The sequence below is a fragment of the Methylophilus sp. 'Pure River' genome (assembly GCF_046765995.1).
GTDB lineage: Bacteria > Pseudomonadota > Gammaproteobacteria > Burkholderiales > Methylophilaceae > Methylophilus.
The window spans coordinates 358,437-381,456 of record NZ_JBKOUE010000001.1 but is presented as its reverse complement, the minus strand read 5'-3'; the positions used below and the strand labels follow the sequence as shown (position 1 = coordinate 381,456).

The following is a 23,020-nucleotide window of genomic DNA, read 5'->3' as shown; positions in this document are numbered from 1 at the left end:
TGAAAAATCCAAAAAAATGAAATCCTTGACTTGTATCAACCGAGATTTCTGCCTGAGCCACAGACTATCCCCATTAAAGAAGTATAGAATTGCGCCGTAAAGACCTTGAGACCATGAAGATACAGCGGGCTAAGTCCGTCCTGCGTAGAATAACTTGAGGTAACTGCATGCTGGTACAAAAAAAACAAACCCATTGGGAAGGCATCTTGCAGGCCATCCAGAACTCATATGCGATTAAACGCCATATTGAATTCTTTAACTGGCTAAAACAAGACATTCATCCGCTGATGCGGCACGATGTACTATTGGCGGCCTGGGGCGACTTTAGCAGTGGTGAACTGCATTTTGATGTGTCGTCGTCATTTCCTGAATTATCCACACAGCGCCTGCTTGAAGACTCGGCCATTGTGAACTACCTGATGTGCAACTTATACAAGCGCTGGGTAGAAAATGACGACAAGTGGTATGTCATCAACCGCTTTGATGCCAGCGGCATTCATGCACAATCGCCCAATCCGTTCACCCAGCAACTGATTAAAATGCATTCATTAATGGTGTATGGCGTGCGTGATACGCGTGGCAAAGCGGACTGCATTTATGTCTTTTTTGACCGCACCAAAGAATTTACGGTACCAGACCAGATGCTGGGCATGATTATGCCGCACCTGGATGCTGCCATCCGCCGTATCGGCCACCTGACACCAGTGGTAAAAGATGAAGACTTGCTGGATAGCATGGCGCAAGGCGGCTTGTCTGACCGTGAGCAGGAGATTCTGCACTGGGTGCGTAGCGGCAAGACCAACCTCGAAATCGGCATGATCCTGAATATCAGCGCTAATACCGTTAAAAACCACCTCAAACGTATTTTCCAGAAACTGGATGTGTCGTGCCGGGCACAAGCCGTGGCTAAAACAGGCATGCCTGTAGGTGTACGCCGCCCGAGCTAATTCAAGCAACTAGCCCCGGCCGGTAAAGCGCTGAATCTCGCGCATTTGCCGCTTGGTGGGTCGCCCGAGGCCACGGTCACGTTCGGCATACTGATCAGCACCTGTCTCTTGTGCCTGTTGGCGTAGACGCTGGCTTTCATCCGTTTCGCGATAGAGTAACGCAGCCTCAGGTGCACCACGCCGCACGTTGCTTAACGCCAGCACTTCGACCTCAATCTGCATGTCCTTGTTTTTGATGCTGACACGCATGCCGGGCTTCATTTCTCGTGCATTTTTAGCACGGTCACCATCGATACGTACTTTGCCGCCATCTACCGCTTCTGCCGCCAAACTGCGTGTTTTAAAAAAGCGTGCAGCCCATAACCATTTGTCCAGGCGGCAACCGTCGTCTTTTTCTGGGGGCGCCTCCTGCTTACGATGATGCGTGCGCGGCATAGTTAGAGGTCCAATTGATCTGGATGCTGTTGGATATAAGCCATGCGCGCCTGGTTACGTTCAAGGGTATGCCGGTAACTGGCCAAGGCGCCTTGTGCACGCGCCATCAGCGTATCGCCTGCATACGTGCCGTCAGCCTCCTGCGTGCCAGCCTCACATTCCGTTAAATGCGCAATCCCCTCCAGCACGTGGTCGATGGCAATAATCTTGAACATGCCATTATTCACTGCCGTCACCACGCTCTCATCCAGCACCAGGTGGCGCTGATTACGTTTGGGGATAATCACGCCCTGCTCGCCATTCAAGCCCAAGGCTTCACAGACACGGAAATACCCTTCAATTTTCTCGTTGATGCCTCCAATCGGCATTACTTCGCCAAACTGGTTGAGCGCGCCGGTGACTGCCATGCCTTGCTTGATTGGTAAACCGGTCAACGCGGAAAGCAGTGCGAACAACTCGGCGCACGAGGCAGAGTCACCCTCAACGCCGGTATATTCCTGCTCAAATACCAGTGAGGCATTCAGGCTCAGTGGCGCCAGCGCCCAAAAACTGGCACTGAGCCAGTTTTGCAGAATATAAATCCCCTTGTCGTGCGTAGGGCCGCTCATATTGACTTCACGGTCAATGTTGATCACCCCACTGCGACCAGGATAGCAACGCGCAGTAATACGGATGGGCGAACCGAAACTGGCATCCCCCAACTCAATATGCGTCAAGCCATTGACCTGCCCCACTACATTGCCATGCACTTGAATCAGCAATTCGTTATCGATAATGGAGTCACGAATCTGCGTTTCAAAAAACTGCTGACGTAGCAAACGGGCCGAGAGCGCCTGCTTCACATGCACATCGGTCACCAATCGCGCATCCGCTGCCACCGCCACACTTTCGTACATTAACTGGTCCAGATGGGCAAAACGCGTACTGATACGGCCCTGATCCTCCTCGACGCGATGCATAAACTGCAACATCACATTGACCGCTGCGCCGCTAAAATGAGGCAACACTTGCTGCTGACATTTGCGGGCAATATAGCCTGACACCCAGGCATAGTTTTCCAGCGTGGCTGGCACACGGTCTTCAAATTCGACTTTAATCGGGAAGAAATCAAAGAAATCCGGTTGCGCTTCCAGGCAATCGTAATAATCTTCGCGGCTGGCAATCATGACAATTTTCACATGCACCGGCAGTGCGCCATGGCGGTTGCCGCCTGCGCCCTGCTGTGCGTGGTTAGCCCAATCCTCAATCTGCACCTCGCAGTTACGCATAAAACGATACAGTTTTTCGAGCAATGCACTGCCATTGCCCTCGTCCTGCATTAAATCACGCAGATGCAACAACAACATGCCGCCATCGGCCTGATGCAGGCTACCAGCACGCAGGCGTAAAAACTCCGGCCATTGCGCAGACTCACCAGCGGCTGTTTCCAGCATGCCGAACAACGCCGCAAACCCCGGGTCTTTTTCTTCGACCACCGGTTGTTTCACACCAGCCGTGAGATTGGCACGCTGATCGACCAGTAAATTGACGCGGAAGCGGGACAAGAAGCTGTCGTTGATAATACTGTCAGAGCCGCCTTCGCCCTCGCCACCCACTTGCTGCCAGGCTTGCAAATAGGCCAGTACTTCCGGCTTAATGATATTAAAAAATGGTGATAACTTGGCACTGCTTAACTGCGAGCGCAAGCTATCCACACGCTCTTCCAGCCAGGTTTCAGCCTGTGGCAGATTCACCTGCCCACTGGCATCTACCCACTGTTGCATTTCAGCGACCAAGGCCTTGATAAATGAATCCATCACCGTGCGTAATTGCGCACCCAGGCCCGCAGGCAATTTGATGTAGTTGACGCAAGCCTGCTGGCTAAAGTCATACAGGGCGACCAGATCTGTCAGCGAACTATCAATACCCGTGACGGCAGCGGCCTTCATGGCCGCCATGGTTAACGCCGCCCGACCTGAGCCAGGTGTACCCAGCACCAGCACATTGCTCCCGGCCTGCTGCAAGGACAGTCCCATCATCAGGGTTTTCTGCGCTTCCGGCTGTAATTTCCAGCCATAGTCCGTTAATCCCAAGTCGGCCGCATCCAGCAACGCTTCGGTAGATTCAAACGACATGGGCGACAGCTTGTAGGAAACGGTCATTTCATTAGGACTGAGTACTTGCATCATTTAGGCAGTTTCCACTGTTGTTTTGCTTGTTCATCGGATACACGGGCTTCTACCCAGTGCTGGCCAAAATCACCGACTTCTTTTTTCCAGAAAGGCGCCTCGGTTTTTAAATAATCCATCATAAACGCACAGGCTTCAAACGCCGCTTGCCGGTGCAAACTGGTGGCAGCCACCAGCACAATCTGCGCCTGCGCGGGCAATCTCCCAACACGATGAATAATACGCACCCCTAGCAACGGCCAGCGTTGTGCGGCTTGCAGGGCAATCTGCTGCAAGGCTTTTTCGGTCATGCCAGGATAATGTTCAATGACCATCTCGCTTAACTGGCCAGCCGCAGACAGCTCGCGCACCAACCCGACAAAGTTCACCAGTGCACCCGCTTGTGGCGTCGCGGCCCTGAGCCGCTGCAACTCCAGGCCAACATCAAAATCGTCGGCCTGCACAGACACGTTGAGGTCAATGAGCGCGCTCAATCTAGCCCCCGGTCACCGGTGGAAAAAACGCCACTTCATCACCATCATCAAACGTAGCCATATCATCCACCAGCTCATGGTTGATGGCGGCACGTACAACTCCGCCACCACTAAACAATTTTTGCCAGGTGTCGCCACGGCCCGATAGCCAGGACTTGAGCGCCACAATGGTTTCTACGCCGTCTGGCAACTCAACGTCTTCAGAAGAATAATTGACGACTTCCTTGATACGGGCGAAATATAAAATGGTGATATTCATGTTGGGGTGTTCTTTCCAGCCTCGTCTAATTCATCCAGCAATTCCAGCGTATCCAGGCCTGTCGTCTGCACCAGTTCAACCTTTTCAATCTGGGCAAAGCGGCGGGAAATTTTCTGGCTGCTGATATGCACGTCCTGTGCGTTTTCATGTGCCTGGCGGATATTATCGGCCAGTTTTTTCATACGGGTATCAAAGCGGTCAAAATCTTTACTCAGTTTGCCCAGTTCATCTTTAATAATATGCACCTGCTTGCGCATCTCAACGTCTTTGAGCACCGCGCGCGCAGTGTTTAACACGGCCATCAAGGTGGTAGGCGATACCAGCCAGACACGTTTCTGCATGGCGTAATCAACCACATCGCCGTGGTAAGCATGAATTTCGGCAAACACCGCTTCGGCAGGAATAAACATCACTGCACCGTCCGAGGTCTCATTGGCAATAATATATTTACTGCTAATGTCATCGATATGTTTTTTAATATCGGCTTTAAACGATTTGGCCGCCTGCGCCTGCATCAGCTCCCCCAGGCTGCTATCAATCATGCGGTGATAGTTTTCCAATGGGAACTTACTATCTACCGCCACGGTGCCAGTCGGTTCAGGTAAGAACAAGGCGCAGTCCACACGCGCGCCATTGCTCAGCGTATGCTGCATAGCAAAACTGCTGGCGGGCAACACATTACGCACCAAACCCTCCAACTGCACCTCACCGTACGCGCCACGGCTGCGCTTGTCGCCAAGCAGCTCTTGCAAACTCACCACATTCACGCTCAGGCCATCAATTTTCTTTTGTGCTTCATCAATGGTGGCCAAACGCTCCATGACGCTAACGAAGGTCTCATTGGTCTTCTTAAAGCCTTCTTCCAGGCGAATAGACACCTTGCCGCTCATTTCTTCCAGCCGCGTGTCAACAATCTTGGTTAACGCCTCTATGCTTTGCGTCAGGCTTTGCGTAGTGGTTTGCAAGGCGGTTTTGAGCAGGTTTTGCTGCAACATGCCCTGCTCGGACAAACCATTACGCAAACTCAGGCTGAGTTGCTCGCTGCTTTGGCTTAAATAGTCACGCTGCGCTACTTGTAAGGCTTGCATGGCTTCGCGGGTCGCGGTGAGTTCTTGCGACAACTGCGCACGCAAGCGATCCTGCTGGTCGTTATTTAAGCTTTGTAATCGGTCAGCCAGTTGATTAAGCGATTGATGCATCTCGCTCATCATCAGGCGATGTTTTTCTTCAAGCTGTTGGGAAAGTAATTGCGACAATGCCTGCTGTGCAGCTTGTTGTTGCGTACGCCACTGCCAGACCAGCATGGCAATCACTAACAGCAACAGGAGTAACTGAATAATTTGAAGCGTCATGGCGGCATTATAGCCGATGAGCGTGTACGCCACATCGACGTAGCACAAATTCGCTGCGTCGATGTATGCGTGCTTGAAACGGAGATTAAACGAGTAGGTTAATGCTCATGCGCATGCAAACCAGGCGCGCCGTGCGCTTTGGCTAGCCATTGCATTTCAGAAGGATTGTGCTCCATATCGCCGAGGTCAGCATAATCCACGTGCTGGTAGTTGCTCAGTGCCGTCAGCGAAGTGGCAGGCGCAATCTCTACCGGCTGATTTGCCTTGGCGGCTGGTTGCAGTGCTTGCAACTGGATATTCACCGTGTGCTGCGGATAGGTATAAGCCACTTTATAAGGTAATTTTAATGCCGGAATCCACCAGACTTCGCTGCGAATGCCATCGCCCAAAGTACCCTCATATTTTTCTACCGGGTAACCGTATTGCGTCGCAGGCGCTGCGTCTACTTTTTGCAGACTGGCCAGTTCGCTATCCGTCACCAATTGTGATTTCAGTTGCCAGAACTGCTCATCGGTCTTGATAGACAACAATTTCAAATCGACATCGGCATAATCAATGGCGCGGCGCTCGTCATGCATCAAATATACATAATTCATTTGCCCGGCTGGTTTTTTCAACCACAGGCTGCTGTGATGTGCAGGCTCACCGTTTTGATACAGATTGCGTATCTCGACCTGATTGGTGTCACGCATCAGCCACCACTGCACATGTTTGGCCTCTTCTGCTTTGCATGGTTGTGCGCATTGCACCGTTTCATAACGCGCATTCACTACGTCATCTGCCATGGCAACAGCACTCATGAATAACAGTGCCAGACATCCAGCGGATTTTTTCAATATCATGTTTTTCCATTCCAACCAAAGGGATCAGGGCAGCTTCAAGCTGCCCTGCCATTACTCACTATACTCAATACTCACAAGCGTACTGCAATTTAGAAGCCAAACGCATCTTTCATCACTTGATAGATATAGCTCTGCTCTTGCACACCGTGCACCAGGTAGGCTTTAGGGCCAATCGCGTAAATCGCAACCTCTTCACCAGCATGGGTTTCTGAGCTCAATGGTACCAAAGCTTCTTGGTGGAAATCAGGATCTTCAGTATCCACACCAGACATATCTACCACACGGCCAGCAGCGATAGACTCGTTGTACACGGCATCGCCTGGGGAGTTCACATGGTAGCCTGGGCCGTTGGCGAAGCTCACTGTGGTGTAAGGCTTGCCATCTGCTGCCAGGGTTGGCGTCGTTTTGCCTGGTTCAACCACTTTGCCCAAAATCGGGTTGCCACGTTTTGGGTAACCGCCAATAGTCAAGGTGTGGCTATGGTCAGCCGTCACAATGATCAGGGTATCGTTCAGGTTCACTTTAGACACCGCTTCACGTACCGCATCAGACAATGCCACCGCATCTTTAAACGTACGGTAAGCGTTACCGGCGTGGGACGCGTGGTCGATACGGCCGCCTTCTACCATCAGGAAGTAACCGTTCTGGTTTTTCTTCAGGATATCAACGGCCTTACCAGTCATCTCGGCCAGTGAAGGTTCGCCAGCGATATCGTTAGGACGGTCTTGCTCGTATTCCATGTGGGATGGATTGAACAGGCCCAATACTTTGGTAGTTGTTGCCGGGTTCAGCGCATTGAATGCGGTCTGGTTTTCGATATACACGCCACCAAACTTGCTCACGTATTCTTGTGTCAGGTTACGGCCATCCGTACGGCGGCCTTTAGTGCCTTCGATGTCAGTCACGCTGTTAGGCAAGAAATAACTACGGCCACCACCAAATACCACGTCTACGCCGTCACCGATTTTGCCAGTGCCAAAGTTGTCGATCAGTTGTGCAGCGATATCTTTTACACCATTGCTGGCAGCCGCGGCGGACAGGTTTGCATTCGCTTCCCAGTCACGGTTGGAGATATGTGCGTAAGTGGCTGCTGGCGTAGCATGGGTGATACGTGCAGTTGAAACCACGCCAGTCGCTTTACCGGCTTGCTCGGCCTGCTCCAGCAAAGTGGTCACTTTGTTAGCGTTTAATACGACTGGGCTAGGCTCATTGCGGGCCACAGACTGGTTCAGGGACAAAATACCATCGTTGGTTTTTACGCCAGAAATCATGGCTGTCATGGTTGGTGCAGAGTCAGCCGTTTGCTGGTTGGTAGAATATGTTTTTGACAAGGCAACATATGGGAACTCTTCAAAAGACAGCTTATGACGTTCGCCATCAATGCCTTTCAGTTGACCTTCAAAAATACGTGCGCCAGTCACGGTAGAGATACCCATACCATCACCGACAAACAGGATGACGTTCTTGGCTTTTTTGGCATTAGGTACCAGCTTCTTGCTGTCATTCAGGCTGGCAGCGCCATCGTTCAGCCAGAACTGGGCATCCTCAGCCATCGCCGCGTTAGAAAGAAGTTGTGAGCCCAGCAGCATGGCGACCATGGCCGTGCGTTTCAAGTTAAACAGTTGCATGTTGATTCCTTTATCAGCTTTTAATATTGTAAGTTATGAATAACGACGGCGCATCACTGCCGCGATCACACCCAGGCCAGCCAGCATCAGCGCATTGGTATCTGCCTCTGGCACAGATGACACGGTTTGCAAGCTCACGTTGTCCAGGCCCAACTGCAATGAGCTTTGGTTAGCCACCGTGGCAAAACGCAACACATAGCTACCACCGGCCGCCAGGCTGGATGAAAGGTCAAACTGGTAGTTGATATAATCGTTCGCTGCCAGGCCGCCATTGGCGCCACCGACATACAGTGTTTGCAGGATATCTGCGCTATTGGTAGAGAATGGATCGCTACCGGCCTTGAGCACATCTACACGCACGTGCTGGTTAGCATGGTCAGTCGCATCGACGCTGTAATCCAGGCCTGCGGCATCGATCTCGGTCGTCGCATTCTGGTTATTCACAAACATCTGGAATGACAAGGTCGCCTGGCTGACTGCCGTGGTTGTAAATGACTGATACAGCACACTAGCCGCGAGGCCATAGTTATCCAGCAAGCCATAATAGCTGCCTTGAAAAGCGCCAACCGTTGTGTTGCCTGTCACTTCTGACACCGTACCGGATTGTGACAACACACCACCTAAAAAGCCTTGCTCGCCGACTTGCCAGCCAGAGATATCGTAGCTATCTACGCCCTGCACCTCGAACCCACCGTTTTGAATCAACTCTGCTGCCTGCGCCTGAGACAGTGCCACTGCGCCGAGCAAACCAGCCAACACCCATGGTTTTAGCTTCATTCTGAACATCCTCTCTGAATGCTTAATTAAATATTGTCTGCCACAGCACTTTGTGAGCGCTGTGTCACCTTGAGCATTCTTGAAAAACTGTATGTCAGAAAGTTTTCACTGGCATGAAGCTTATATGACGGGCCTGACTACGCCGCCGCCGAGAAAATAAAATAATGCAGGGATTAAAAAGAAAAAACCCCGCACTGGCGGGGCTATAAAGAGACTTTAAACTTGAAAAACACGCCACAATCACACCAAGGCATCTACGATGCCAAAAATGAGCAAAAGCAGAAATCGAAACGATATGATTTTCAGATTTCAGCAAGTGATCATCGCTGCGTCCTTGTGATGTTGCTAGAATACTGACGATGCCTGGTGGTCACAATGACCCGTTCGGGTCATCCTGCGCTAGTCGCAAGAAACCAGGAGCAAGCATCACCTGAAACAGGCAAACAATAACAAGGGAGCGATATGTTAAAACTCAAATTGATGCTGGGCTTCTGGCTGGCCAGCCTGACCCGAAAACTAAAGAATAACTTTTACCTGTATCTGGCCCTGTTATTCAGCGTGGTAATCTTGCTCGACGCCGCCGTGTTTCATGTCGGGCAAAACATGCGCGACAAAGCCTTTGACCTGATGGTCAAGAACCGCATTCTCAAACCCGCAGTTGACCCATCTATCGTCATTGTTGATATCAATGAAGCCAGTCTGGATGCCATGGCCAAGGAATATGGCCGCTGGCCGTGGCCGCGCCAGGTGATAGGCGAGCTGGTGGAAAATATCCAGCAACAACAGCCTAAAGCCATCGTCTTTGATATTGTGTTTTCGGATGCCGACGTCTACAACCCGGATAGCGACAGCTATTTCAACGATGTCATCACCGAATGCCAGCATTGCTTCTTTCCATTGCTGCGCCTGGACACCAGCCAGGATAGCCAAAGCCAACTGACCTATGCGCAAATTCCCGGGCTGGTTGCGGCTGCCGATGCAGACAAACAAGCCACCTTTGCCGCAATCCCACCCTATTTCAAAGGTGCCTGGAAGCCGGGCCGCCTGGGCACACATAATGTGTACCCGGATAACGATGGCGTGGTGCGCCAATATCGCATGCGCCACCAGGACCGTGGCTGGACTTTGCCTGCCCTACCATTGGTGGTTGCCGAAGCCCAGGCAGAGATTAGCCGCAACACCCCGGATGAAATGTTGCTCAACTGGCGTGGCAAACCATTTACCTACCACTACGTGAGTTTTAGAGATGTGTATCGCGACCTCACCAGCGCCAAACCGACGCGTGTAAAAGATGAGTTTAAAGGCAAAATTGTCATCATCGGTTCCACCGCGCCGGCATTGTTTGACATCAAGCCGACGGCCATGGACAAGCAGTTCCCTGGCGTGGAGATTCTGGCCACCGCGCTGGATAACAGCCTGCATCAGGATTACCTCAAGGTCTGGCGCGGCAAACTGCCTTATATCCTGCTGAGTTTCTTACTGGTGTGGCTCACCACGCTGGCGTTTTATTTCAAAGTAGATCGCGACCGCTTTAACGGCGTGTTTACTGGCAGCCAGATTGGTTTGCTGGTGTTGTCTTACCTGGCCATCAACCTGTTTCATACCTATTTGGATTTGGCCGCGCCTATTTTCTGGGCGGTGGCTTATTTTGGCGTGGCTAAAATCTACGCACTGGCCACCGACCGTGCCTTGCAACGCTGGCTGGCGTTTGGCCTCACCTCAAACAGCGCAGAGCTGGAGGTACTGCTGATGCCAATTGCAATTGAAAGCCCGGAAACATTGGGCGATGCAGCCATGAAACGCATTCGTCGCGAAATCGAACAAGCCTGCCGTGCACCGACGCAAATTGATATTTTAACTGGCACCCAAAGCGGTATCTGGGGTTTGTTTGGCGATATGGTCATGGTCAGTTGGCAATATGCACCTGAAACCACCTACCGTGAGGCGGCGCAACAAGACGCCCAGCAATTGTCTGCTCAACTGCAAACATTACTCAATCAATTGAGTCTACCTGGCGCGCCTGTCGTGCGTTACAGCACACATCAGGGCAAGATTGCCAACCATGCGTCACAACTGGCCGCACAGTGGCGTATATTGTTCGCACAAGCCATGATACAACTGGAAATGAGTGCTTTAGCAGATTCAACAACCAGTGCACACCACAATCAACAGGAGCATAAAGCATGATCAAAAAACACATCCTGTGGCTACTGACGGCATTTGCATGCAGTCAGGCAGCCGCTGCGGAGACCGGGGTCGCCCTCAAAGCAGACCAGCTACGGGCAGAGTCCTTTAGCGATGCCAAAGTGGTCGGCAGCGTCAATAAAAACGATGCCGTGGAAATCCTCAATAAAAAAGGTGCCTGGCTGCAGATTAAATCGGCAGGTAAAACCGGCTGGGTGCGGTTGCTCACCGTTAAACGCAATAACACAGGCGGCAACAATGTGGCGGGCGTGGTGGGCGTTGCCACTGGCCGCAGTGGCACGGGCAAAGTCGTGTCGACGACCGGTATCCGTGGCCTGAGTGCAGAAGACCTCAAAACCGCGCAATTTAACGAAGCAGAAACCAAAAAACTGGAAAGCTACACTGTCAACGCGGACGATGCCAAACAGTTTGCCAGCAACGGTGGACTCAGTAACCGCACCTATCCTTACTTTACCGGGAGCGCACAATGAACAAGACCTTGAAACAGGCCATCGCGCTTGCGTTGTGCAGCAGCCTGGCATGGGGCACCGCTTCTGCGCTGGACCTCAAAGGCGTGCTCAAAGATGCAGTCAACGAACAACTGGGCACGGGCAGCAAAACAGAACCTACCACTGCAAATAATGACACGCAGAGTAACGCCTCGGCACAAGACAAGCTGGCCAACATTAACTGGAAAAACCCTAGCCGCGAAGACGAAATTGCAGTCGGCCGCAATGTCACCGGCACCATACTCGGGGCTGCGCCACTGGTGAATGACGCGCAACTACAGCAATACGTGAACAAGGTAGGTCGCTGGGTCGCCAGCCAATCCGAGCGTGCCGATTTACCCTGGCATTTTGGCGTGATTGATAGCAATGATGTCAATGCCTTTGCCGCCCCTGGCGGCTATGTGCTGATCACCAAAGGCCTGTACCTGCGCCTGACCAGTGAGGCACAACTGGCAGGTGTACTGGGGCATGAAATCGCGCATGTAGTGCAAAAACACCACCTGAAAGTGATGCAAAAACAGGCGCTGCTGGATGCAGGTACTTCTTTTCTCAAAGAAAAAATTAGCAAAAACAAACTGACACAACGGGCGGTGTCTACCGGCGCAGAAATCAGTGCACGCAACCTGGACAAAAGCGCCGAATTTGAAGCCGACAGCATGGGCACGGTGCTGGCAGCCCGCGCAGGTTACGAAGCTTATGGCCTGGCAGAAGTACTTCAGGAGATGGAAACCATTAACAATAATGATGGCAGCGTGGCCCTATTGTTCCAGACCCACCCCCACCCGGACGACAGGCTGGCGCAACTCAGCCTGGTCAGCGGTGACCAGATGGATAAGATCAGTGGTGGCAAAACCCTGGAAAACCGTTTATATAAATTGAAATAAGTACTGTGGTAAATAAATAAGGCTCGCCGTGGCGAGCCTTATTTATTTAAACATGACGTTTATACCCAGCCGCGTTCACGGCACTCACTCTTGATATACGCATAATATACCGGTGCCGCCACGATGCCTGGCAAGCCAAACGTGGCCTCCATCAGCAACATCGCCAGCAGCAACTCCCAGGCATAGGCGCGAATCTGGCCGCCGACGATGCGCGCATTGAGGAAGTATTCAAACTTATGGATCAAGATTAAAAACGCCAGCGAACCCATGGCCACCATAAATGAATGACTGGTACTCACAATCACAATCACGGTATTGGAAATCAGGTTACCGATCACCGGCAGCAAGCCAACCAGGAAAGTAATGGCAATCATGGTTTTGGTAAACGGCAAATGCACGCCACACAACGGCAAAATCACGGCTAGATAAATACCGGTGAGCGCCGCATTCACTGCAGAAATTTTCACCTGTGCAAACACGATATTTTTAAAGGCTTGTGCAAACAAGGTGATGCGCTGCAACAGGCTTTGCGCAAACGGTTTGTGGTTGACCTTGGTTTGCACGTCATGCAAGGCAATCATCGCGCCTATCACCATGCCGATGAGGATGTGCGCTAAATGGTGTCCGGCTTCTTTGCCCAGCAATTGCCAGTCAGCAGAATGCGCGCGCAACCAATCAATCACAGTTTGTTGCAAGGTAATGGCATCATCCGGCAGGCGCTCATTCAGCCATGGCGGCAATACCTTGCGCGAATCTTCAATAATCTTGGCCAGTTGATCGAACAACACGGCCAGGCCTCCGGCATCGCTGCGTATCAAGGTAATAATCCCCATGCCCAACGCCACCAGCAGACCAATGACCAAAGTCGCAATCAGCACCACAGCCAGCCACTTGGCGTATTTTCCGGGCAATTTACGCGCAATTAACGGCGAAATGACGTGAATTAACTCAAACACCAACAAGCCAGCCAGCAAGGCAGGCAACAATTGCACCTGCAATACCAGCCACATCAACACTGCCATCAGAATATAGGTGGCGATTTCAAATCGTTGGGTTTGGGTCACACAGGCTCCGGTCTATTATTGGGTCTATCACTCAAATCTGGCTTGCAACTGCCTGGCAGCATCCAGCGGCAACTTGAGCAGAAACTGGACACTTTCGCCAAACTGCTTGTCCAGCACTTCACCATGCAGCTTCTGCACTTCTCGCGTGAGTTCATCCACTCGCTTATAGGTGGTGGATATTTTTAATTGCACCATTTCCACAAATGGCATGCTTCCCGCCTGCTCCATGGCCTGCTTGGCGGTGCCACCATAAGCACGCACCAAGCCACCGGTGCCCAAGTTAATGCCACCATAATAACGCACAACGGCCACGCAGCAATTGACATAATTCTGCCCGTCCAGCATTTGCATAATCGGCTTGCCCGCAGTCCCTGCAGGCTCACCTGCATCCGAAAATCGCGCCACGATGCCTTCTGCCGTCTTCATTCTAAACGCATAGGCCAGATGCCCTGCTGTTTGGTGCTCGCTGGCAAACTGGCGCAAAAACAAGGCGAGTTCACGCTCATTTTCACAACGCATGGCGCGCGCAATAAAACGGGATTTGTTAATGGTGTGGTCGGCCTGGCCGAGTTGACTAAAAGTGAGCATGGCACATACTTCAGGAAAGGCCGCTTATTCTACCACTGGCATCGACACCGATGCGTGCACTGGCAGGCTGCTTAGGCAGGCCTGGCATGGTCATGATGTCGCCACAAATCGCCACCACAAAGCCAGCACCGCGCGACAGGCGTAACTCACGCACATGCAACACATGATGTTCTGGCACATTGCGCAACTTGGCATCACAAGAGAGCGAATACTGCGTTTTGGCCACACACACTGGAAAGCCCTTGCTAGCCTCTGCCATCTGCGTTAATTGCTGCTGGGCTAATGCACTGTAAGTCACACCACTGGCGCCATAAATGGCCTGCGCAATGGTGGCCAGTTTTTCTGCCAATGGTAAATCATCTGCATACAGCAAGCGTGGCGCCGCCCCTTGTTGCGCCTGGGCAGCCACAGCATGCGCCAGACTCAACGCCCCCGCCCCGCCCTGCGCCCAGTGCCTGCACATATGCAGACTGGCCCCCAGCGACTCCACGGCAACTTGCACCAACGCCACTTCAGCATCAGTGTCGGCAGTAAAGTGATTCAGCGCAACGACCACCGGCAAGTCAAAATGCTGGCGCAAGTTTGTAATATGTTTTTCCAGATTGGCAACACCAATGGCTAATGCTGACAGGTTTTCCGTATTCAAATCGGCGACTTCAACACCGCCGTTATATTTCAAGGCACGCACGGTGGCCACAATCACCGCCACATCTGGCCGCAAGCCTGACTGGCGGCATTTGATATCCATAAATTTTTCAGCACCCAGGTCAGCGCCAAACCCGGCCTCAGTCACGACATAGTCGGCCAGGCGCAACGCCGTTTTAGTCGCCACCAATGAGTTACAGCCATGCGCGATATTGGCAAAGGGGCCGCCATGCAACAACGCTGGCGAGCCTTCCAGCGTTTGCACCAGGTTAGGCTGAAAAGCATCCTTCAATAAGGCGGTCATGGCGCCCTCGGCCTGTAAGTCACCGGCCAGAATGGGAGTTCCTTGCTGATTTAGCCCCACCTGAATCTGACCCAACCTGCGTGTTAAATCCGCCAGGTCAGTTGCCAGGCAGAAAATCGCCATCACTTCGCTAGCCACCGTAATATCAAAGCCAGTATGCACATCATTATCCAGCGTGATGCGCCGCAAGGCACGGTCGTTCATATCCATGCAACGGCGCCAACTCACGGTATCAAAATGCAATGCATTACCATGATAAATATGGTTATCGATGAGGGCTGCGAGCAGATTATTGGCCGCACTAATCGCGTGAAAGTCGCCAGTAAAATGCAGGTTAATATTTTCCATCGGCACCACTTGCGCATAGCCGCCGCCAGTGGCGCCACCCTTCATGCCAAACACTGGCCCCAGCGAAGGTTCACGCAAGCAAGCCAGTGCATGATAGCCCGCCTGATTCAAGGCATCGGTGAGACCAACAGTGGTGGTGGTTTTTCCTTCTCCGGCAGGTGTCGGATTGATTGCCGTGACCAAAATAAGCTTGGCTTTGGCAGGCTGTGCATGTAGCCGATTGACAGTCGCCTGCGTCAATTTAGCCATATACTGGCCATAGGCATGCAACTCATGTGACGACAAACCGACTTTGGCAGCAATCTCTACAATGGGCTCTAGCGTGGCGGCCTGGGCGATGTCGATATCACTTAACATGCAGATGTCCTGATTGGGCTGACGAGGTTAGATTAACGCTTGGTCTTGCTGCCCCCGAGAATCGAGCCCAGCACACCGCGGATAATGGCACGCCCCAGTTGAGAGCCAATGGCTCGCGCCGCAGATTTGGCCGCAGACTCCAGCACCGAATCTGAACGGCTGGTTTTGCCTCCCAGAATGCCACCTAAATCAAAGCCTGAGCCTTCTTCCTCTTTTTGCGTTTGCGTCTGTGTGGCCGAGGCCGCCTGGTCTGCACGTTGTTTGAGAATTTCGTAGGCCGATTCGCGGTCGACCAGTTTGTCATAGACACCAGCCACCAGCGATTGCGCCATCACTTGCTTGCGCTCGGCGTCCGTGGCCGGACCCACCCGGCTTTCTGGTGGACAGACAAACACACGTTCAACCGGTGTCGGCGCGCCTTTTTCATCAAGGAAAGAAACCAGCGCCTCGCCCACCCCCAACTCGGTAATCGCAGTCGCCACGTTTAATTTGGGATTAGCGCGGAAGGTTTGCGCCGCCACCTGCACCGCTTTTTGGTCACGCGGCGTAAATGCACGCAAGGCATGCTGCACACGGTTACCCAATTGGCCCAGTACCACATCCGGGATATCCAGCGGGTTTTGTGAGACGAAATAAACACCTACGCCTTTAGAGCGCACCAGACGCACCACTTGTTCGATTTTTTGCATGAGGATGGCGGGCGCATCGTTAAACAACAAATGCGCCTCATCAAAGAAAAACACCAGTTTGGGCTTTTCCATGTCGCCGACTTCTGGCAGCTTTTCAAACAGTTCAGACAATATCCATAACAACAAGGTCGCGTATACGCGTGGCGAATTGAGTAGTTTGTCCGCTGCCAGGATATTGATAAACCCCAATCCTTTAGCATCGGTTTGCATCATATCTTCCAGGTTCAACGCGGGCTCACCAAACAGGATATCGCCACCTTCGGTTTCCAGTTGCAGCAAAGCACGCTGAATCGCGCCGACGCTAGCGGTGGAAATATTGCCATACTGGGTTTGGTAAGTGGCTGAATTTTCAGCACAATGCTGCGCCATCGCGCGCAGATCTTTCATATCGAGCAACAGCATGCCATTGTCATCGGCGATCTTGAAAATCGCATTCAATACACCGCCCTGCACATCATTCAGGTTCAGCATGCGCGCCAACAATAGCGGCCCCATTTCACTTAGTGTGGTACGTACCGGATGGCCTTTTTCGCCAAACATATCCCAGAACATCACCGGATAAGCTTTATTGGCATAATCGGTCAGCCCTAATTGCTGCACCCGCGCATCCACCTTGGCATTCCCGCCGCCAACCTGGCTCATGCCGGATAAATCACCTTTAACGTCAGCCATAAATACCGGTACGCCTATGCGTGAAAACTGCTCAGCCAGGCTTTGCAAGGTGACGGTCTTACCCGTGCCGGTGGCGCCTGCAATCAGGCCATGGCGGTTGGCCATTTTTGGCAGCATCACGCTGTCGACATCATTATTTTTTGCGATAAGCATAGGTTGAACCATGGCGTGTACTCAAACAATTAAAGTTAAGTTGAGTATAGGCGATGGCTGATAAAAGAGGAAGATTGTTGTTTTGCCGGAAGGGCGAAATGATTTAAAAATTTTAGCCACAGAGGACACAGAGCGCACAGAGACAAGCCCTTGGTTTGTACTACGGCTATAAAAACATCAGAAATCGCATGTTGCAGAGATCTCCTCTGTGGCTTAAAGAATGTCTTTGTAAATATTAAAAATCGCCGCGCCGCGCTTTTTCCATCAACTCGATCAATGCATCTTCAAGTTGCTGTGCCGAGGCTTGCGCCCTGGCGGTGGGGTGTTTGATATTTTTCAAATCATGCGTAGGCCGGTCCAGACCAAGATAGAGCTGGCGTTTGCCACTGGCATCCGGCTTTTCATAAATCGCCAGGCGGCAAGGCGCAAACACTAGAAACTCTGGGTGATCGAGAATAATCTCGGTGCCCATACTTAAATTACAAAAGGTGCGTACTTCTTTCACGCCTTGCGGATCCTGACCACGTTGCTTCATATGGTCTCCAATCGGGAAGTTGGCCGGATTGACGAAATTCATGCCTTCCGAGATCGACTTCAGGCTATCAACTAAGTCCTGATAAGTCACCCCCTCCTTCACTGGCACCTCATAAATCGCGTTATCCAGGTCTACATCCGGCATGCCATGGCCGATGACACGCACATGCGCAGGGGCTGCGCACGCCTGCATGCTCATGATCAAGCCCAGACAACCCAGCATTCTCAACAGGTATAAGCGCATGACACCCCTCTTCATCTTCTACACAGACCAGTGCATTAGAGCATGTTAGCCATCACTGCCGTGTGACTCACATCACAAGTCCTGGTGCAACGCACGCTGCACGGTGCGTTTATCGTATTGTGGTGACAGCATGGTAATAAAGTTCAACATGTAGTCGCGCAAGAACGCATCGCGGCGCACCCCCAAATAAGTCGTGCTATTAGGGAACAAATGGCTGCAATCCAGGCTTTTGAGCGGCGCGTCTCGGGTTTCCTCATACGCCATATTCGCAATCAGGCCGATGCCCAAGCCTAAATTGACATAGGTTTTAATGACGTCGGCATCAATCGCGGTAAACACCACATTCGGCTGCAAGCCAGCGTCGTGAAACACCTTAGAGACCAAGGTGCCGCCGGTAAACGCGAAGTCATAGGTAATCAAGGGGTAACTCGCTAAATCGCTCAAGGTTAGCTTGCTTGCTTTTAACAATGCATGCTCAGGAGGCACCACCAGACAACGGTTCCACTCATAGCAGGCCAGGCAAGACAAACGCTCGTCATGGCTGATGTTTTCTGTGGCAATACCAACATCAGCCTCACCAGAAGCCACTAACTCAGTCACCTGCGCCGGATTGCCCTGATGGATAGTCAGTTTGACATTGGGATATTGGGCAATAAACTGCTTCACCGCCGAGGGCAAGCGGTAGCGCGCCTGCGTATGTGTGGTCGCAATGGTCAACTCGCCCGTGTCCTCACGACTATATTCGTCACCTACGCGCTTGATATTTTGCATATCCAACATGACGCGTGCTGATAGCTCGACAATTTTGCGGCCAGGCTCAGTCACGCCTATCAAACGTTTACCGTTACGCTGAAAAATCTGCAACCCCAGCTCTTCTTCGAGCAACTGGATCTGCTTGCTGACGCCGGGTTGCGATGTATGCAATACTTCAGACGCCGCAGAGATATTTAATTGTTGCCGGACAACCTCATGCACATAACGTAACTGGTGAAACTTCATTGCCAACCCCATATAACCAAATGCTATATCATAGAACAATTGATTATTAAATCAATCATTAAAAGACTGATATTATCCCGCGGTTATATTTCTCAAGATACTCCTCATGGAATTCGGATACATACTGGCAGGATTTGTGGTTGGCTTTTTGGTAGGGTTAACAGGCGTAGGCGGCGGCTCCTTAATGACGCCCATCCTCTTATTACTCTACAACATTAAACCGGCAGTCGCCGTAGGCACAGATTTACTGTACGCCTCGGTGACTAAATCTGTAGGCATTTTTGCACACGGCAAACTGGGCAACATTGACTGGACCATCGTCAAGCGCCTGGCCGCAGGTAGTGTGCCCGCCTCCATGCTCACACTGTGGGCACTGCACAGTATGGATCTGCAATCAAGCAACGTGGTCTCTACCATCAAATTCTGGCTAGGGATTGCGCTGATTGTGACGTCCGTCGCCGTGCTATTGCGCAACAAACTGATGTCTCTGGTCGCAAAAGAGGAGTGGATTCCAGCACGCTATGTGCCCGGCGCAACCGTGGTACTAGGTATCGTGCTAGGTGCCCTGGTCACACTGACTTCAGTGGGTGCAGGTGCCCTGGGCGTGACGGCGCTGATTCTGCTCTACCCCAAGGAAAAAATCACCACCATCGTCGGGAGTGATATTGCTCACGCCGTACCCCTCACACTGGTGGCCGGTTTGGGACATGCCTCTTTGGGCACCATAGACTATCAATTATTGGGGACCTTACTGATAGGCTCCATTCCAGGCATCTATCTTGGCAGCCACATGAGTTCACGCGTGGCCGAGCACTGGGTACGCATTGCACTGGCTATGATATTGATTTTTGTAGGCTTTAAGCTAGTTTTCCATTAAAATATTGCCTCTTCGCTTTTTGCGAACAAAGTGACTCAAGCATGTACAAATACGACCCTATAGACCAACAGATTGTCAATGAACGTGTCGCCCAATACCGCGACCAAACCCGCCGCTACCTCGCAGGCGAGTTAACTGATGAAGAATACCGCCCGCTGCGTTTGCAAAACGGCCTGTATATTCAACGCCATGCGCCCATGTTGCGTATCGCCGTGCCTTATGGCCTGATATCCAGCAAACAATTGCGCAAACTCGGCGACATTGCAAAAAAATATGACCGTGGCTACGGTCACTTCAGCACCCGCCAGAACCTGCAATTGAACTGGCCCAAACTGGAAGACACCCCAGAGATTCTGGCTGAACTGGCAACGGTTGAAATGCACGCCATTCAAACCTCCGGCAACTGCATTCGTAACATTACGACTGACCAGTTTGCCGGTATTGCACCAGACGAAATCATAGACCCACGCGCGATTGCAGAAATCATGCGCCAGTGGAGCACCTTCCACCCTGAGTTCGCCCTGCTGCCACGTAAATTCAAAATCGCCGTATCAGGCACCGAAAAAGACCGTGCGATTGTGCAAGCACACGATATCGGCCTCGAGTTTTACAAAGACGTACAAGGCCAGATGGCGATTAAAGTCTGGGTCGGTGGTGGTCTGGGCCGTACGCCTATTCTGGGTACCGTGATTCGCGAACACCTCGAGTGGCAACATGTGCTGTCTTACTGCGAAGCCGTGATCCGTGTGTATAACATTCATGGTCGTCGCGACAACGCTTACAAAGCGCGTATCAAGATTCTGGTTAAAGCCCTGGGCATTGAAGAGTTCAAACGCCAAGTGGAAGAAGAATGGGCGCATTTGAAAGATGGCCCATTGACTATCACACAAAATGAACTAGATCGCGTGGCTAAATACTTTGAGCCTATGCCCTACAAAACGCTGCCAGCACATGATGCCGCGTTTGACGCAGCCGTGGCCAGCAACCCGGCATTTGCCGCCTGGGTCAAACGTTGCGTACAACCGCACCGCGTGCCTGGCTACCGTGCCGTGACGCTGTCACTCAAGCCACACGGCAAAGCGCCTGGTGACATCACCAGCGAGCAAATGCATGTGGTAGCAGACCTGGCCGATGCTTACAGTTTTGGCGAATTGCGTTCTTCACATGAGCAAAACCTGATTCTGGCAGACGTACAAGTTTCTGACCTGTTTGCCGTGTGGGAAAAAGCCCGCGAGGCTGGTTTGGCAACACCAAACATCGGCTTGCTGACTGACATTATCTGCTGCCCTGGCGGCGACTTCTGCAGCCTGGCTAACGCCAAGTCCATCCCAATTGCCGAAGCGATTCAAATGCAGTTCGACAACCTGGATTACCTGTATGAGATTGGCGACCTGGAACTCAACATCTCCGGCTGCATGAACGCTTGCGGCCACCACCACGTTGGTCATATCGGCATTTTGGGTGTGGATAAAGATGGTTCCGAATGGTATCAGGTCACCGTTGGTGGTAAACAAGGCAATGACGCCAGTATCGGCGCTGTGATTGGCCCTTCATTCTCGGCAGAAGAAATGCCGGGCGTGGTACAGCGCCTGATCGAAGTCTACGTGCGTGAACGCCAGGACGATGAGCGCTTTATTGATACCGTACGCCGTTTAGGCGTCGCCCCGTTCAAAGCCCACGTTTACGCTGAAAAGGAAACTGCATAATGAGCCAACTGATTCAATTGGCCGCCGATGGCCAAGCCAGCATTGTGGCAGATACATGGACTCGCATCGTGCCGCCAGCGGCTGGCGAAGAGTCTGTACGCAAACAAGCCGGTAAAGTCGTCCTGTTTAAACTCACAGGCGAACAAACCTATACGGCTGAACAAATTGCCAATACAGAGATCCCTGCCACAGGCAAGATTCTGGTCCCACTGACCATCTGGCAAGCACGTAAAGCTGAGCTGCAATCACGCCTGGCGGCTGGTGAACTGGGTATCATCCTGGCGACCAACGAAACGGCCGAAGCCTTGCAGGCAGAGTTTACTGACCTCAACACACTGCCGCTGATTGCCGTTTTTGTAGAGCGTTTTGCCGATGGCCGCATCTTCACCTTGGGCAACTGGTTGCGCACACGCTTCGGCTTTAAAAACGAATTGCGTGCGATTGGTGACGTATTACGTGACCAATTGTTCTTCCACAAGCGTGCTGGTTTCAATAGCTTTTTAATCCGTGCCGACCGCTCCGCTGAAGACGCACTGGCCAGCCTGAATGATTTCAGCCAACCTTACCAGGGTGGCGTTGCAGACGTGCCTGTGTGGCGCAGAGTGAACCGCGCATGAGTTTCGGCGTCAGCATGCTCAAACCAGCGGCCAGCAACCCGGCCACGCGGCCAGAACTGACCGATGCCCTGGTTGCCAGCGTACACGCCAAACGTGCGCAAGTGCTGGCATTGCTGCAAGCAGCTGCGGCTGAGTTCCCAGCCATCACCTTCGCCAACAGTTATGGCGCAGAGGACATGGTGCTGACCGACCTCATTGCCAAAGAAAAACTGGCGATTGAGATTTTCTCGCTGGATACTGGCCGCCTGCCTGCGGAAACCTACACGCTGATGGCAGATGTTGAGCAAACCTACGTCATTAAACCACTGGTGTTTTTCCCTAAACACGAGGCAGTGGAAAGTTATGTGCGTACACAAGGCATCAATGCATTCTACGAGAGCATAGACCTGCGTAAAGCCTGCTGCCATATGCGTAAAGTGGAGCCATTGCAGCGCGCGCTGGCTGGCAAGCAAGCCTGGATTACGGGCATGCGTGCCGAGCAAGCCGCGACGCGTAGCCATTTGCCAACCCGCGAATACGATGCAGGCAACCAACTGGAAAAATTCAACCCGCTGAGTGACTGGACAGAGAAAGAAGTCTGGGCCTACATCCGCCTGTTTGAAGTCCCTTACAACGCCCTGCACGACCAGTTCTACCCCAGTATTGGTTGCGCGCCTTGCACAAGATCAGTGGCCATAGGTGAAGATATCCGTGCGGGCCGCTGGTGGTGGGAAAACCCTGAGAGCAAAGAGTGCGGCTTGCACGTCAAAAAATAAATTCGTAACG

Annotated in this window: 22 protein-coding genes; 8 read left to right on the top strand and 14 right to left on the bottom strand. The window is 52.1% G+C overall.

Annotation, left to right across the window (positions count from 1 at the left end):
• The first annotated feature begins 167 nt into the window (after positions 1-167).
• Positions 168-947: an XrtB/PEP-CTERM-associated transcriptional regulator EpsA gene (epsA, locus tag ACIDE9_RS01990; protein WP_411992290.1), complete on the top strand. Its 780-nt coding sequence runs from the start codon at positions 168-170 to the stop codon at positions 945-947.
• A gap of 9 nt (positions 948-956) precedes the next feature.
• Here the strand turns inward: epsA and ACIDE9_RS01985 are convergent, their stop codons facing one another.
• From ACIDE9_RS01985 to ACIDE9_RS01950, 8 genes are all read right to left on the bottom strand, one after another.
• Entirely contained in the window at positions 957-1,382 is a 426-nt protein-coding gene (locus ACIDE9_RS01985; RefSeq protein WP_194740926.1) for an RNA-binding S4 domain-containing protein, read from the bottom strand.
• A 2-nt stretch (positions 1,383-1,384) separates the two neighbouring features.
• Positions 1,385-3,550: a Lon protease family protein gene (locus tag ACIDE9_RS01980; protein WP_411992289.1), complete on the bottom strand. Its 2,166-nt coding sequence runs from the start codon at positions 3,548-3,550 to the stop codon at positions 1,385-1,387.
• Positions 3,547-4,011, bottom strand: coding sequence for a molybdenum cofactor biosynthesis protein MoaE (locus ACIDE9_RS01975; RefSeq protein ID WP_411992405.1), 465 nt, complete (start codon positions 4,009-4,011; stop codon positions 3,547-3,549). Before ACIDE9_RS01975 ends, ACIDE9_RS01980 begins: the two co-directional genes overlap by 4 nt.
• 13 nt (positions 4,012-4,024) lie before the next feature.
• A complete protein-coding gene (gene moaD, locus ACIDE9_RS01970) occupies positions 4,025-4,282 on the bottom strand; it encodes a molybdopterin converting factor subunit 1 (protein ID WP_411992287.1) in 258 nt (85 codons plus the stop codon).
• A complete protein-coding gene (locus ACIDE9_RS01965; RefSeq protein WP_411992285.1) occupies positions 4,279-5,634 on the bottom strand; it encodes a DNA recombination protein RmuC in 1,356 nt (451 codons plus the stop codon). The genes moaD and ACIDE9_RS01965 overlap by 4 nt, the downstream gene beginning before the upstream one ends.
• A gap of 98 nt (positions 5,635-5,732) precedes the next feature.
• Positions 5,733-6,476, bottom strand: coding sequence for a hypothetical protein (locus ACIDE9_RS01960; RefSeq protein WP_411992283.1), 744 nt, complete (start codon positions 6,474-6,476; stop codon positions 5,733-5,735).
• Positions 6,477-6,565: 89 nt separating this feature from the next.
• The gene (locus ACIDE9_RS01955; protein WP_411992281.1) at positions 6,566-8,104 is read right to left on the bottom strand and encodes an alkaline phosphatase; all 1,539 of its coding nucleotides are present in this window, start codon (positions 8,102-8,104) and stop codon (positions 6,566-6,568) included.
• A 33-nt stretch (positions 8,105-8,137) separates the two neighbouring features.
• Positions 8,138-8,881, bottom strand: a complete 744-nt coding sequence (locus ACIDE9_RS01950) for a hypothetical protein (protein ID WP_411992279.1) — start codon at positions 8,879-8,881, stop codon at positions 8,138-8,140.
• A 462-nt stretch (positions 8,882-9,343) separates the two neighbouring features.
• Between ACIDE9_RS01950 and ACIDE9_RS01945 the strand changes: the two genes are divergently transcribed.
• From ACIDE9_RS01945 to ACIDE9_RS01935, 3 genes are read left to right on the top strand one after another with little or no spacing between them, the layout of a single operon-like run.
• Positions 9,344-11,068: a CHASE2 domain-containing protein gene (locus ACIDE9_RS01945; RefSeq protein ID WP_411992277.1), complete on the top strand. Its 1,725-nt coding sequence runs from the start codon at positions 9,344-9,346 to the stop codon at positions 11,066-11,068.
• On the top strand, positions 11,065-11,556 hold the full coding sequence (locus tag ACIDE9_RS01940) for an SH3 domain-containing protein (RefSeq protein ID WP_194753244.1): 492 nt from the start codon (positions 11,065-11,067) through the stop codon (positions 11,554-11,556). Before ACIDE9_RS01945 ends, ACIDE9_RS01940 begins: the two co-directional genes overlap by 4 nt.
• On the top strand, positions 11,553-12,458 hold the full coding sequence (locus ACIDE9_RS01935) for a M48 family metalloprotease (RefSeq protein WP_411992274.1): 906 nt from the start codon (positions 11,553-11,555) through the stop codon (positions 12,456-12,458). Before ACIDE9_RS01940 ends, ACIDE9_RS01935 begins: the two co-directional genes overlap by 4 nt.
• A gap of 59 nt (positions 12,459-12,517) precedes the next feature.
• On the opposite strand, the gene ACIDE9_RS01930 is transcribed toward ACIDE9_RS01935, so the two are convergent.
• The 6 genes from ACIDE9_RS01930 to ACIDE9_RS01905 form a co-directional block, all read right to left on the bottom strand.
• The gene (locus ACIDE9_RS01930; protein WP_370583231.1) at positions 12,518-13,522 is read right to left on the bottom strand and encodes an AI-2E family transporter; all 1,005 of its coding nucleotides are present in this window, start codon (positions 13,520-13,522) and stop codon (positions 12,518-12,520) included.
• Between the two features lie 27 nt (positions 13,523-13,549).
• The gene (locus ACIDE9_RS01925) at positions 13,550-14,110 is read right to left on the bottom strand and encodes an IMPACT family protein (RefSeq protein ID WP_194740918.1); all 561 of its coding nucleotides are present in this window, start codon (positions 14,108-14,110) and stop codon (positions 13,550-13,552) included.
• Positions 14,111-14,120: 10 nt separating this feature from the next.
• The gene (locus ACIDE9_RS01920; protein WP_411992271.1) at positions 14,121-15,764 is read right to left on the bottom strand and encodes a formate--tetrahydrofolate ligase; all 1,644 of its coding nucleotides are present in this window, start codon (positions 15,762-15,764) and stop codon (positions 14,121-14,123) included.
• 32 nt (positions 15,765-15,796) lie between these two features.
• On the bottom strand, positions 15,797-17,290 hold the full coding sequence (locus ACIDE9_RS01915) for a helicase HerA-like C-terminal domain-containing protein (RefSeq protein ID WP_411992270.1): 1,494 nt from the start codon (positions 17,288-17,290) through the stop codon (positions 15,797-15,799).
• Positions 17,291-17,513: 223 nt separating this feature from the next.
• Positions 17,514-18,011 (bottom strand): DUF302 domain-containing protein, encoded by a 498-nt coding sequence (locus tag ACIDE9_RS01910; protein WP_411992403.1) that lies wholly within the window; start codon positions 18,009-18,011, stop codon positions 17,514-17,516.
• 117 nt (positions 18,012-18,128) lie between these two features.
• Positions 18,129-19,055 (bottom strand): CysB family HTH-type transcriptional regulator, encoded by a 927-nt coding sequence (locus ACIDE9_RS01905; protein WP_194753239.1) that lies wholly within the window; start codon positions 19,053-19,055, stop codon positions 18,129-18,131.
• Between the two features lie 106 nt (positions 19,056-19,161).
• Between ACIDE9_RS01905 and ACIDE9_RS01900 the strand changes: the two genes are divergently transcribed.
• The 4 genes from ACIDE9_RS01900 to ACIDE9_RS01885 are packed head-to-tail and all read left to right on the top strand — an operon-like array spanning position 19,162 to position 23,010.
• Positions 19,162-19,932, top strand: a complete 771-nt coding sequence (locus ACIDE9_RS01900; RefSeq protein ID WP_194753238.1) for a sulfite exporter TauE/SafE family protein — start codon at positions 19,162-19,164, stop codon at positions 19,930-19,932.
• Between the two features lie 41 nt (positions 19,933-19,973).
• Complete coding sequence (locus tag ACIDE9_RS01895; protein ID WP_194753237.1) at positions 19,974-21,638, top strand: nitrite/sulfite reductase; 1,665 nt, start codon at positions 19,974-19,976, stop codon at positions 21,636-21,638.
• Positions 21,638-22,255: a DUF934 domain-containing protein gene (locus tag ACIDE9_RS01890; RefSeq protein WP_194753236.1), complete on the top strand. Its 618-nt coding sequence runs from the start codon at positions 21,638-21,640 to the stop codon at positions 22,253-22,255. Before ACIDE9_RS01895 ends, ACIDE9_RS01890 begins: the two co-directional genes overlap by 1 nt.
• Positions 22,252-23,010 (top strand): phosphoadenylyl-sulfate reductase, encoded by a 759-nt coding sequence (locus ACIDE9_RS01885; RefSeq protein WP_411992266.1) that lies wholly within the window; start codon positions 22,252-22,254, stop codon positions 23,008-23,010. Before ACIDE9_RS01890 ends, ACIDE9_RS01885 begins: the two co-directional genes overlap by 4 nt.
• Positions 23,011-23,020 lie beyond the last annotated feature (10 nt).